A 10,631-nucleotide genomic window follows, 5' to 3' on the forward strand; every position below is an offset into this window, starting at 1 on the left:
CGTTTTGAAGGACTTGGTGGATGGCTACGGTCGATAAGATGCCGATGCTTCAGGAAGGCTATGACAAGCTCGTTTCGGAGCTGAAGCGCCTGAAAATCGAGCGCCCGCTGATCGTGGATGCGATCGAAGAGGCGCGTGCGCATGGCGACCTTTCGGAAAATGCCGAATATCACGCCGCCAAGGAGCAGCAGGGCCAGAACGAGGCGACGATCGCCGACATCGAGGGCAAGCTCAGCCGCGCCCAGATCATCGACCCGCGCGAGCTCTCGGGCGACCGGGTCGTGTTCGGCGCGACGGTGACGCTGCTCGACGAAGACGACAAGCCGATCAAGTACCAGATCGTCGGCGAGACCGAGGCGGACGTCAGCCGCGGCCGCATCTCGTACAACTCGCCGATCGGCCGCGCGCTGATCGGGCGCAAGGTGGACGAAGAGGTCGAGGTCTCGGTGCCCGCCGGCGACCGCTATTATCTGGTGTCGCAGATCGAATTCATCTGAGCGTGAAGTTCCGCGATTTCCCGGCGACGATCACGATCTCGGCGGTCACGGCGCTGGTCAGCGCCCTGATCCTGATCGCCAACCAGCTTCCCACTGCCGCAGTGCTCGCCGGCTTCATTCCGGCGCGCCTGCAGCAGGAGCTGCTCGCGCCCGATATCTGGGCGGTGCCGGCATGGCTGACGCCGCTCACCACGCTGTTCGTCCATGCCAGCGCGCTGCAGATCTTCTTCAACGTGCTGATGCTGGTGATCACCGGGCAGAAGACCGAGCAGGCAATCGGCTGGCCGCAATTCGTGCTGCTCTATGTGGTCGGCGCCTTCGCGGCGTCCGCCGCCTATGCGCTGATCGCGCCGATGGCGATGTGGCCGATGCTCGGCATGAGCGGCGCGCTGTCGGCGGTGATCGGCGCCTATTCGCTGCTCTATGGCCAGCCGCGCAATCCGCCGATCGGGCCCTTCTCGGCCCGTACCGTGCACGTGCTGTGGCTCGCTGCTGCCTGGGCGGCGATCAGCCTGGTGACGGCGTTGCTGCAGACGCCTCCGGAGGGCGTTTCGCGCGCCAGCGTGCTCGCCTGGGGCGCAGCTGCTCCGATCGGCGGCTTCCTGGCGGGGTTGGGCGTCGCCCGTCCGCTCTTCATGTGGCATTGGCGGAAGGCCTGAGGGCCGTTCTCGCCTGACTGTCCCCGGCACTGGGCCGGGGATCAGTTCCTCGTCGCTCAGCCCAGATCGGGCTCGAGCAGGCGGTGCAGATGCACCACGACATAGCGCATCTCGGCATCGTCCACCGTGCGCTGGGCAGCGCCGCGCCACGCATTCTCTGCGCTGGCATAGTCGGGGAAGATGCCGACGACGTCGAGCTTGGACGGATCAACAAAGTCGAGCGTCTGCGGATCGGTCACGCGACCGCCGAAGACGAGGTGCAGTTTGCTCATTGGGCCTCCGAAAAACACTTTCTGGTTTTATAGAGGCCTCTAGGAAGCAGGCGCGCCGGCCTCAAGCCTTTTGCGTCGCGCCCTTCGCCGCATCGACCAGATTGCCGAACAGCGCGCCCACGCGCTCCTTGGCGTCGTCGCGGCTGGGGAGCAGCGCGTCGAACTCGGCCTTGCCGGCATCCTTCACCGCCTGGACGGTGCCGGTGACCTTGTCGGCGATCTGGCGCCCGGTCGCGTCGAGCAGCTCGCGCTCCTTCTGGCTTCGCGGGATCAGCATGCCGATCAGCACGCCGAGGGCGATGCCGCCACCGACCAGCACATAGGGGTTCTCGGTCAGGCTCTCGGCCTTCTCGTTTGCGGGATTGCTGCTCATCACGAGGATCCTTTCTTGCCTTTACGCTTCAAACCCGTGGCCGGGTCGCGAGTTTCATGCCGCTTGCCGAGGATGTCGCCGATCCAGCCCCGGGCCATGACCAGGCCCACGGTGGCGGCGATGCCGGCGGCGGCGAGGGGACGGCTGCGTACCGCCTCGGCGCCCTTGCGCGCGACCGTGGCGACGCCGTGGGCGGCGGTCTCGACCGCATCCTGCGCGAGGTTGGAGGGGCTCAGCCGCTCCTGCACCTGGCCCAGCGTGCCGAACAGCTGCGCCCTGGCCGCGTCGATCCGAGCCCTAGCGGCATCCACGTCGTGCGGATTCTCGCTCACGGCTTTTCCTTGAAGATGCGCTTCACATGGCTCCAGGCGAGCCAGCCCATCAGCCCGGCGATCGCGAGGAACGCCAGCACGACGATCAGGGTGGCGAAGCCTGGCCCGACGAGCGGGGAGAGGGTGAACACCAGCCCGACGACCAGTGCCACCGCGGCGGCCTGAGCGAGGACGAGCGCCACCGCACCCATCCAGAGCATCGCCCGGGCATCGCGCAGCTTCGAGCGCAGCAGCGTGCGGTAATAGCCGATCTCGGCATCGGCATAGGCCCTGCCGTCCTCGACGAGCTGCTGGAGCAGGTCGCCGATGGACTTCTCTTCAGGCTGCGGCGCGTCCACCCCCCGTTTCGCCGCTTACGACTTGTCGGTGTCCGCCGCGTCCGATGCGGCATCGATCCCCGACTTGATCAGCCGCGCGAGCACGAAGCCGAGGCCCGCCGCGACGCCGACCGCGATCGCCGGGCTCTTGCGGACGAATGCCGTGACGTCCTCGAGCAGGTCGTCGACTTCCTTGCCGCGCAGGCTCTCGGAGAAATTGGCGATGCCGTCCGCCGCGGAGCGGGCATATTTGCCGTACTGCTCACCGAGCCGCGCATCGACGTCGAGCGCCGCCGACTGCATCATCTTGGCGACCTCGTCGAGCGCGCCGGTCGCCTTTTCCTTGCCTTCGCTGGCAAAGGCGCGGGCGCGGTCCGCCGCGTCGCTGCCGATCTCGCCGGCCTTTTCGCGGATCGTGTCCGCCGCGGAACGCTTTGTGGTCTCGGCAGTGGTATCCGCCGCCCCGTCGATCGTTTCGCCCGTCGTTTCGTCAGCCATGCCAAAAACCCTCCATGCCTTTCGCGAAACAACAACGGCCACGTTTGCGAGTTCCATCCGGAGCCGTTAGAGGCCGCGTCGCGCCCTCAATACCCCATATCTAGGGAGACCGTTTCGTGACCGCAATCATCGACGTCCATGCTCGCCAAATCCTCGACAGCCGGGGCAACCCCACCGTCGAGGTCGATGTGTTGCTCGAGGACGGCAGCTTCGGCCGCGCCGCAGTGCCCTCGGGCGCCTCGACCGGCGCGCATGAAGCCGTGGAAATGCGCGACGGCGACAAGTCGCGCTGGCTCGGCAAGGGTGTCGACAAGGCAGTCGAGGCCGTCAACAGCGAGATCTTCGAGGAAGTCGTCGGCATGGAAGCCGAGGACCAGGCCGATCTCGACGCCGCGATGATCGAGCTCGACGGCACCGAGAACAAGGGCCGCCTGGGCGCCAACGCGATCCTGGGCGTCAGCCTGGCCGCCGCCAAGGCCGCTGCCGATGCGCGCGGCCTGCCGCTCTATCGCTATGTCGGCGGCGTCAATGCGCACGTCCTGCCGGTGCCGATGATGAACATCATCAATGGCGGCGAGCATGCCGACAACCCGATCGACTTCCAGGAGTTCATGATCGTGCCGGTGGGTGCGGAGAACATCGTCGAGGCGGTACGCTGCGGCTCCGAGATCTTCCACACGCTCAAGAAGAAGCTACACGAGAAGGGCCTGGCTACCGGCGTGGGCGACGAGGGCGGCTTCGCGCCGAACATCGCTTCGACGACCGAGGCGCTGGACTTCATCATGAGCTCGATCGAGGCCGCCGGCTACAAGCCGGGCGACGACGTGATGCTCGCGCTCGACTGCGCCGCCACCGAATATTTCAAGGACGGCGCCTACAAGATGGTAGGCGAGGGCAAGACCTTCTCGTCGCTTGAAAACGCTGACTTCCTCGCCGAGCTGGCCGCCAAGTACCCGATCTTCTCGATCGAGGACGGCATGGCCGAGGACGATTGGGAAGGCTGGAAGGCGCTGACCGAGAAGCTGGGCGGCAAGGTCCAGCTGGTCGGCGACGACCTGTTCGTGACCAACCCGAAGCGCCTGCTGCGCGGCATCGAGGGCGGCTATGCCAACTCGTTGCTGGTGAAGGTCAACCAGATCGGCACGCTGACCGAGACGCTGGAAGCGGTGAGCCTGGCGCAGCGCTCGTCCTACACCGCGGTGATGTCGCACCGCTCGGGAGAGACCGAGGACGCGACGATCGCCGACCTGGCGGTCGCCACCAACTGCGGCCAGATCAAGACCGGTTCGCTGGCGCGCTCCGACCGGCTTGCCAAGTACAACCAGCTGATCCGGATCGAGGAAGAGCTGGGCGACGCTGCGATCTATGCGGGCCGTTCGGTGCTGAAGAAGTAATCGAAACCCGTCCCTTCCGCCTGGAAGGGCAGGGATAGATGGAAGAGGCCGGGGCGCGATGCCCCGGCCTTTTTCGTGCCATTGTGAGGAATTGTTTCTCCCAGGCGCAGGTGGTTGCGCCGCAAGGCTCGCTTGTTCATCCGACGGGAATACCGGCCGAGAGAGCCGGTAAGCTGCAGGAGATGATCCATGAGCATTGTTCTCGCACTCGGGCTGGCGCTCGCCGCCCCGGAACCGGTCCATTCCACCCTGGAGCATCGCGCCAGCTTCGATCATGAGGGCGAAAGTATCGACGCGCATTACCGCGCTCGCGTCGTGCTGGTCCGGCGGCAGGTCGGTTCGGTCGCCAAGGCGGGCATGGCGTCGACACTGCGCTGCACGTGGCGCGCGCACCTGCGCATCGAGCGTGAGGCACGATTGGGCGGGAAGCTGCGCTTGAACCGCAGCATCGACCGCAAGGCGATCCTGGAAGGGAACCGCCCGGGCTGGTGTCGCGCCGATGAGGATGCCGTTGCGGCGGAAGTCGCCCGGCGTGGTGAGGAGATCCGCATGCACCTGCTGGCGGCCGCAGGAGAGGATCAGGCAATCTTGAAGACGGAAATCGCGCCGAAGGGAGTGGGGCGCTGAACAGGATGGTGATGCGTGCGATCCTGTTGCTGGCGGCTGGGCTCGCAAGTCTTTCGAGCGCGGCTGCGCAGGATGTCTCCGGCGGCGTGGAGCTGGCGACCGACGAGAATCGCCGGGGCCTGAGCTGGAGCGGCGGGCGCGCGGCGGCGTCTGCGGACGCGCAAGTCTCGGTCGGGATAGTGGATGCATCCGCCCGGGTCGCGACCACGCGCAACGCTTCCCGCCATGCGGAAGCGGACGCGGTTGCCGATCTCGAACTGGGCGCGACAACCGATGCGGGACCGTTCCGGCTGCGCGGACATGTGACCGCCCATCTGTTCGCCGGCGCGCGCGAGCGGATGGACTATGTCGAGCTGGGTGCCCGGGGCAGCTATTCGCTGGGACCGCTTCAGATCGGCATTGGTGCCGTCTATGCGCCGGACCAGCGCGCCATCGGCGGCGACAACCTCTATCTGTTCGCGTCCGCCAATGCCGGCATCCCCAGGACGCCGCTCTCGCTGTCCGGTGCGCTGGGACATAGCAGCGGGAGTATGGACGATTCGGTGCGGGCCGCCCGGCTCCGGCCGCTGGGAAACTATACCGACTGGCGGTTGGGGGTGGACTACAACCAGTTCCCCTTCACGATCGGTCTCGACTATATCGGCACGGACTTCGTGCGCCGGACCAGCGCTTCGTCCTTTGCCGACCCGGGCAATAGCGGCGACCGGGTGGTCGGGCGGGTTCGCCTGGCCTTCTGATCCGCCCCCCTTCCTCCGCACCAATACGGGCCTTGCGCGCGGGGCGTGGTTAAGCGAAAAACACCATATGCGATCGCGTACTGCTTCTCCCTTCCAGACCCTTTTGCGCCGGGCCGGGCTGCCCGCGGTGACGCTGATCGCCATCGGCTTTTTCGGCTATAACGCCGTGCTCGGACCCACCGGTGTGATGCAGACCAAGCTGATCAAGGCCGAGTACCAGCAGAAGCAGTCCGATTATGCCGCGCTCGACAAGCAGCGTGCGGCGCTGAAGAACCGCGTTGACCTGCTCGACCAGAAGCGCGGCGTCGATCCCGACCTGGCGGACGAGCTGGCGCGCAAGCAGCTCAATGTCGTCCGCCCGGACGAAGTGGTCATTCCGCTGCAGAAGCACGGTCCCGCGCCAACAGGCCGCTGATCGCCTGGGCGAGCGTCGTCGCCCCCTTCATCCTTTCCGCCGAGGGATCGCCGAATGCGATCCAGCCCTGGTTGAACCCGTCGAGCATCTGGATGCGGGGGAGGGGATGGGCCATGCCCTGATCGCAGAACAGCGCCTCCCAGCTGTCGCGCGGCACCGGCTGAACCTCGACCGGATGGCCGAGCAGCGCGGCGAAAGTGCCGGCGATCGCTTCAGGTGAGACCGGGGCCGGCCCTTCGAGCTCGACCACCCGCACGCCGCGCCATTGCTGCCGCATCAGCGTCGCCGCCGCGCGCCCGACATCGCCTGCCGAGACCATCGGGATCGCGTGGCTGACTGGCTGCAGGAAGGAGGCGATCCGACCTTCGCGTGCGGGAGCCACGTCCCAGGCGGCATTCTCCATGAACCAGGCGGCGCGCAGGAAGGCGACGGGCATCGGCAGGTCGCGCAGTGCATCCTCGAACAGGCCGAGCTGGTTGAGCAGGTTCGGCTGCACTGCCCGGGCGCCGATAGTGGATAGCGCCACGACGCGCTCGGGCTTCGCTGCCAGCAGCGCCTCCCGCACCGACTCGATCATCGCGCGGGCATCGGGGAAGCCCGGCTGCGGATCAAAGGCCGCGGGCAGCATCACGAACGCGGTCTCGGTACCGCGCAGCGTCTCGGTCAGCGCGGCGACATCGGCGATCTCGCCTGTCACCAGTTCGACCTTCTCCTGCCAGCGTGCTGCGCGCGAAGCATCACGCACCAGGGCGCGCAGCCCTGCATCCTCGGCTAGCAGTGCCTCGGCCAGCGCGCCGCCAACCTGTCCGGTCAGTCCCGTCATTGCGTACATTGTCGATCTCCTTGTCTCGCAAGCGAGATAGGCGCGGGCGCTCTTTGACTATAACGCCGATCTGTCAGATCATTCATGACGTAAATGCAGGAGTTGTGTGGTGTTCGATGATCGGCTGCTCGCGGGCGTCCGCGTGCTGGTGGCAGTGGTGGAGGCGGGAAGCTTCACCGGCGCTGCCCCCGTGCTGGGACTGACCGACTCGGCGGTGTCGCGGGCGATCGGCCGGCTCGAGACCCGGGTCGGGGCGCGGCTGTTCGATCGAACCACCCGGTCGTTGCGGCTGACCGAGGCCGGCGCCCGCTTCCACGCCTCGGTCGCGCCGCTGCTCGACGGGATCGCCGAGGCTGCCGAGGCGCTGGGCGGCAGCACGCGCCGGATCACGGGGCGGCTGCGTGCCGATGTCGATTCCCATTTCGCCAGCACCGTGCTCGCGCCGCGCCTGCCCGAGTTTCTAGACGCACATCCCCAACTCGAGCTCGAATTGCTCGCCCGGGGCCGGCCCGACGATCTGGTGCGCGAGGGGATCGACGTGGCGATTCGCTTCGGGCCGCCCGAATCCCGCTCGCTGGTGACGCGCATGCTCGCGGAGACCCGCGTGCTGACCGTCGCCGCGCCGGCCTGGATCGCGCGCCATGGCCGGCCGCGTCATCCCGGGGAGCTTGCCGGGCATCGCTGCATCCACTTCAATGACCCACGCACGGGACGCCCGTTCGACTGGGAGTTCCGCCGCGGCAGCGAACTGGTCGAAGTCGCGGCGGGCAGGGGGCTGATCACTACGGACGGCGCCACGATGATCGCCGCCTGCGTCGCTGGTGCCGGGGTCGCGCAGACGCTTGCCATTGGCGTGGCGCCGCTCCTCGCCAGCGGTGCGCTGGTCGAGCTGTTTCCCGACTGGCCCGACGAGCGTTTCCCATTGCATGCGCTCTATCCTTCGGGTCGTCACGTGCCCGCCAAGGTGCGGGCGTTCCTCGATTTCTGCACCGGATTGCTCGCGCGCCCGGTCTGATTGCGTTTGTTGCAATGCAGCGTGCGGAAATCGCATTTCTGGTTGCAGAGACTGCAATTGCCGTAGCGGCACGTGAACGGCACGCGCATTCCCGCGTTAGTTGCACGGCGGGCGAAAACGCGCTTATAGGCACCCGCCTTCCCCCTCCCCGGACGAGGATTTCCTGTGGCCAAAGCACCGGCACGCAAAACGACTGAACCCGCAAAGACCAACCGCGAGCGGCCCGAAGAGCCCAAGCGGTATGAGGCTTCCAAGGAGCAGCTGCTCGAATTCTACAAGCAGATGCTGCTGATCCGCCGCTTCGAGGAGAAGGCCGGCCAGCTCTATGGCCTCGGCTTCATCGGCGGCTTCTGCCACCTGTACATCGGCCAGGAAGCCGTTGCGGTCGGCCTGCAGTCCGCGCTCGACGGCGAGAAGGACTCGGTGATCACCGGCTATCGCGACCATGGCCACATGCTCGCATACGGCATCGATCCCAAGGTCATCATGGCCGAGCTGACCGGTCGTGCGGCGGGCATCAGCCGCGGCAAGGGCGGCTCTATGCACATGTTCTCGACTGAGAAGAAGTTCTACGGCGGCCACGGCATCGTCGGCGCGCAGGTCGCGCTCGGCACCGGCCTGGCCTTCGCCCACAAGTATAACGAGGATGGCGGCGTCGCCATGGCCTATTTCGGCGACGGCGCCGCGAACCAGGGCCAGGTCTACGAGTCGTTCAACATGGCCGAGCTGTGGAAGCTCCCGATCATCTATGTGATCGAGAACAACCAATATGCCATGGGCACGAGCGTAAACCGGTCGTCGGCCGAGGACCAGCTCTACAAGCGCGGCGAGAGCTTCCGCATCCCCGGCATCCAGGTGGACGGCATGGACGTGCTCGCCTGCCGCGGTGCCGCCGAGGAAGCGCTGGCCTGGGTCCGTTCGGGCAAGGGTCCGATCATCCTCGAGATGAAGACCTATCGCTACCGCGGTCACTCGATGTCCGACCCGGCCAAGTATCGCAGCCGCGAGGAAGTGCAGTCGGTCCGCGACAAGTCGGATCCGATCGAGCAGGTCAAGCGCGAGCTCGAGGACATGAAGGTCTCCGAGGCCGATCTGAAGGCGATCGAGGCCGAGATCCGCAAGATCGTGAACGAGTCCGCCGACTTCGCCGAGCAGACGCCCGAACCCGATCCTTCCGAACTGTATACCGACGTGCTGGTGGAGTCCTACTGAGATGGCGATCGAACTGAAGATGCCGGCGCTCTCGCCCACCATGGAAGAGGGCACGCTCGCCAAGTGGCTCGTCAAGGAAGGTGACACGGTCAAGTCGGGCGACATCCTGGCCGAGATCGAGACCGACAAGGCGACGATGGAGTTCGAGGCGGTCGACGAAGGCACGATCTCGAAGATCCTGGTCGCCGAGGGCACCGACAACGTGAAGGTCGGCACCGTGATCGCGACGATCGCGGGCGAAGGTGAGGACGCTTCGGCGGCCCCGGCACCTGCCGCCGCACCGGCCCCGACGCCGGCTCCCGCTGCGGCCGAGCCGGCTGCCGGCGAGGATGGCGGCCCGAAGAAGGCAGACAGCGGCACCAAGCAGCTCGCCAGCGAGAAGGCCGCCACGGTCCAGGACCCGGCGATCCCCGAGGGCACCGAGATGGTCAAGGTGACCGTCCGCGAGGCGCTGCGCGACGCGATGGCCGAGGAGATGCGCAAGGATCCGCGCGTTTTCGTTATGGGCGAGGAAGTCGCCGAGTATCAGGGTGCCTACAAGGTGACCCAGGGCCTGCTCGAGGAGTTCGGCCCGAAGCGCGTGATCGACACGCCGATCACCGAGTATGGCTTTGCCGGCCTCGGCTCGGGCGCGGCGATGGGCGGCCTCAAGCCGATCGTCGAGTTCATGACCTTCAACTTCGCGATGCAGGCGATCGACCACATCGTGAACTCGGCGGCCAAGACCAACTACATGTCCGGTGGCCAGATGCGCTGCCCGATCGTGTTCCGCGGTCCGAACGGCGCAGCGAGCCGCGTCGGAGCGCAGCACTCGCAGAACTATGGCCCCTGGTACGCCAGCGTCCCCGGCCTGATCGTGATCGCGCCCTATGACGCGCAGGACGCAAAGGGCCTGCTCAAGGCCGCGATCCGCTCGGAAGATCCGGTCGTGTTCCTCGAGAACGAGCTGATGTACGGTCGCCACTTCGAGATTCCGAAGCTCGACGATTACGTCCTGCCGATCGGCAAGGCGCGCATCGTCCGTGAGGGCAAGGACGTCACGGTCGTCAGCTACTCGATCGGCGTGGGTGTGGCCCTGGAAGCGGCCGAGAAGCTGGCTGCCGAGGGTGTGGATGCCGAGGTGGTCGACCTGCGCACGCTGCGCCCGCTCGACACCGCGACGGTGCTGGAGAGCCTCAAGAAGACCAACCGCCTGGTCGTGGTCGAGGAAGGCTGGCCGACCTGCTCGATCGCGTCGGAGATCGCCGCTGTCGTCATGGAACAGGGCTTTGACGATCTCGACGCGCCGGTGCTTCGCGTGACCAATGAGGATGTTCCGCTGCCTTATGCGGCGAACCTCGAGAAGCTGGCGCTGATCACCGCGGACAAGGTGGTCGCGGCGGTGAAGAAGGTCACCTACAAGGCCTGATATTCGGCCGGATATCGAACACGGAAAAGGCCGGGGTCTCCCCCGGCCTTTT

The 10,631-nt window shown here is 66.6% G+C and carries 15 protein-coding genes; 9 read left to right on the forward strand and 6 right to left on the reverse strand.

The features are described from left to right. Positions 1-20 precede the first annotated feature (20 nt). On the forward strand, positions 21-497 hold the full coding sequence (gene greA / locus ACEN8G_RS09165) for a transcription elongation factor GreA (RefSeq protein ID WP_413415804.1): 477 nt from the start codon (positions 21-23) through the stop codon (positions 495-497). A gap of 2 nt (positions 498-499) precedes the next feature. Further along, the gene (locus tag ACEN8G_RS09170; protein ID WP_413415803.1) at positions 500-1,156 is read left to right on the forward strand and encodes a rhomboid family intramembrane serine protease; all 657 of its coding nucleotides are present in this window, start codon (positions 500-502) and stop codon (positions 1,154-1,156) included. A 56-nt stretch (positions 1,157-1,212) separates the two neighbouring features. On the opposite strand, the gene ACEN8G_RS09175 is transcribed toward ACEN8G_RS09170, so the two are convergent. The 5 genes from ACEN8G_RS09175 to ACEN8G_RS09195 form a co-directional block, all read right to left on the reverse strand. Beyond that, positions 1,213-1,428 carry a DUF4170 domain-containing protein gene (locus tag ACEN8G_RS09175; RefSeq protein WP_413415802.1) on the reverse strand — a complete coding sequence of 72 codons (216 nt, stop codon included), beginning with the start codon at positions 1,426-1,428 and terminating at the stop codon, positions 1,213-1,215. A gap of 61 nt (positions 1,429-1,489) precedes the next feature. After that, positions 1,490-1,801: a hypothetical protein gene (locus ACEN8G_RS09180; protein ID WP_413415801.1), complete on the reverse strand. Its 312-nt coding sequence runs from the start codon at positions 1,799-1,801 to the stop codon at positions 1,490-1,492. After that, positions 1,801-2,133, reverse strand: a complete 333-nt coding sequence (locus ACEN8G_RS09185; protein ID WP_413415800.1) for a DUF3618 domain-containing protein — start codon at positions 2,131-2,133, stop codon at positions 1,801-1,803. Before ACEN8G_RS09185 ends, ACEN8G_RS09180 begins: the two co-directional genes overlap by 1 nt. Next, complete coding sequence (locus tag ACEN8G_RS09190; protein ID WP_413415799.1) at positions 2,130-2,471, reverse strand: phage holin family protein; 342 nt, start codon at positions 2,469-2,471, stop codon at positions 2,130-2,132. The genes ACEN8G_RS09185 and ACEN8G_RS09190 overlap by 4 nt, the downstream gene beginning before the upstream one ends. A 15-nt stretch (positions 2,472-2,486) precedes the next feature. Beyond that, positions 2,487-2,948 carry a hypothetical protein gene (locus tag ACEN8G_RS09195; protein WP_413415798.1) on the reverse strand — a complete coding sequence of 154 codons (462 nt, stop codon included), beginning with the start codon at positions 2,946-2,948 and terminating at the stop codon, positions 2,487-2,489. Positions 2,949-3,064: 116 nt separating this feature from the next. On the opposite strand from ACEN8G_RS09195, the gene eno reads away from it, so the two are divergent. From eno to ACEN8G_RS09215, 4 genes are all read left to right on the forward strand, one after another. Further along, positions 3,065-4,342 carry a phosphopyruvate hydratase gene (gene eno / locus ACEN8G_RS09200; protein ID WP_413415797.1) on the forward strand — a complete coding sequence of 426 codons (1,278 nt, stop codon included), beginning with the start codon at positions 3,065-3,067 and terminating at the stop codon, positions 4,340-4,342. Positions 4,343-4,531: 189 nt separating this feature from the next. Then, positions 4,532-4,969: a hypothetical protein gene (locus tag ACEN8G_RS09205; RefSeq protein ID WP_413415796.1), complete on the forward strand. Its 438-nt coding sequence runs from the start codon at positions 4,532-4,534 to the stop codon at positions 4,967-4,969. Between the two features lie 11 nt (positions 4,970-4,980). Continuing rightward, positions 4,981-5,706, forward strand: a complete 726-nt coding sequence (locus ACEN8G_RS09210; protein WP_413415795.1) for a TorF family putative porin — start codon at positions 4,981-4,983, stop codon at positions 5,704-5,706. Positions 5,707-5,773: 67 nt separating this feature from the next. After that, positions 5,774-6,121 (forward strand): FtsB family cell division protein, encoded by a 348-nt coding sequence (locus ACEN8G_RS09215; RefSeq protein WP_413415794.1) that lies wholly within the window; start codon positions 5,774-5,776, stop codon positions 6,119-6,121. Here the strand turns inward: ACEN8G_RS09215 and ACEN8G_RS09220 are convergent. After that, positions 6,078-6,953 carry an NAD(P)H-binding protein gene (locus ACEN8G_RS09220; protein ID WP_413415793.1) on the reverse strand — a complete coding sequence of 292 codons (876 nt, stop codon included), beginning with the start codon at positions 6,951-6,953 and terminating at the stop codon, positions 6,078-6,080. The two genes, ACEN8G_RS09215 and ACEN8G_RS09220, sit on opposite strands and share 44 nt — an antisense overlap. A 100-nt stretch (positions 6,954-7,053) precedes the next feature. Here ACEN8G_RS09220 and ACEN8G_RS09225 point away from each other — a divergent pair, with 100 nt between their 5' ends. The 3 genes from ACEN8G_RS09225 (at position 7,054) to ACEN8G_RS09235 (ending at position 10,579) form a co-directional block, all read left to right on the forward strand. Continuing rightward, positions 7,054-7,959: a LysR family transcriptional regulator gene (locus tag ACEN8G_RS09225; RefSeq protein ID WP_413415792.1), complete on the forward strand. Its 906-nt coding sequence runs from the start codon at positions 7,054-7,056 to the stop codon at positions 7,957-7,959. A gap of 165 nt (positions 7,960-8,124) precedes the next feature. Beyond that, entirely contained in the window at positions 8,125-9,171 is a 1,047-nt protein-coding gene (gene pdhA / locus ACEN8G_RS09230; RefSeq protein ID WP_413415791.1) for a pyruvate dehydrogenase (acetyl-transferring) E1 component subunit alpha, read from the forward strand. 1 nt (position 9,172) lies between these two features. Further along, entirely contained in the window at positions 9,173-10,579 is a 1,407-nt protein-coding gene (locus ACEN8G_RS09235) for a pyruvate dehydrogenase complex E1 component subunit beta (protein WP_413415790.1), read from the forward strand. Positions 10,580-10,631: the final 52 nt, after the last annotated feature.

It is taken from the genome of Sphingomonas sp. Sphisp66, assembly GCF_047324325.1.
Classification (GTDB): domain Bacteria; phylum Pseudomonadota; class Alphaproteobacteria; order Sphingomonadales; family Sphingomonadaceae; genus Sphingomonas.

Excerpts from the sequence above, each read along its gene's own strand:
- ACEN8G_RS09195 (WP_413415798.1), bottom strand. The coding sequence starts at position 2,948 with ATGGCTGACGAAACGACGGGCGAAACGATCGACGGGGCGGCGGATACC.
- ACEN8G_RS09235 (WP_413415790.1), top strand. The coding sequence starts at position 9,173 with ATGGCGATCGAACTGAAGATGCCGGCGCTCTCGCCCACCATGGAAGAG.
- ACEN8G_RS09175 (WP_413415802.1), bottom strand. The coding sequence starts at position 1,428 with ATGAGCAAACTGCACCTCGTCTTCGGCGGTCGCGTGACCGATCCGCAG.
- greA (WP_413415804.1), top strand. The coding sequence starts at position 21 with ATGGCTACGGTCGATAAGATGCCGATGCTTCAGGAAGGCTATGACAAG.
- ACEN8G_RS09215 (WP_413415794.1), top strand. The coding sequence starts at position 5,774 with ATGCGATCGCGTACTGCTTCTCCCTTCCAGACCCTTTTGCGCCGGGCC.
- ACEN8G_RS09205 (WP_413415796.1), top strand. The coding sequence starts at position 4,532 with ATGAGCATTGTTCTCGCACTCGGGCTGGCGCTCGCCGCCCCGGAACCG.
- ACEN8G_RS09180 (WP_413415801.1), bottom strand. The coding sequence starts at position 1,801 with ATGAGCAGCAATCCCGCAAACGAGAAGGCCGAGAGCCTGACCGAGAAC.
- ACEN8G_RS09210 (WP_413415795.1), top strand. The coding sequence starts at position 4,981 with ATGCGTGCGATCCTGTTGCTGGCGGCTGGGCTCGCAAGTCTTTCGAGC.
- ACEN8G_RS09220 (WP_413415793.1), bottom strand. The coding sequence starts at position 6,953 with ATGTACGCAATGACGGGACTGACCGGACAGGTTGGCGGCGCGCTGGCC.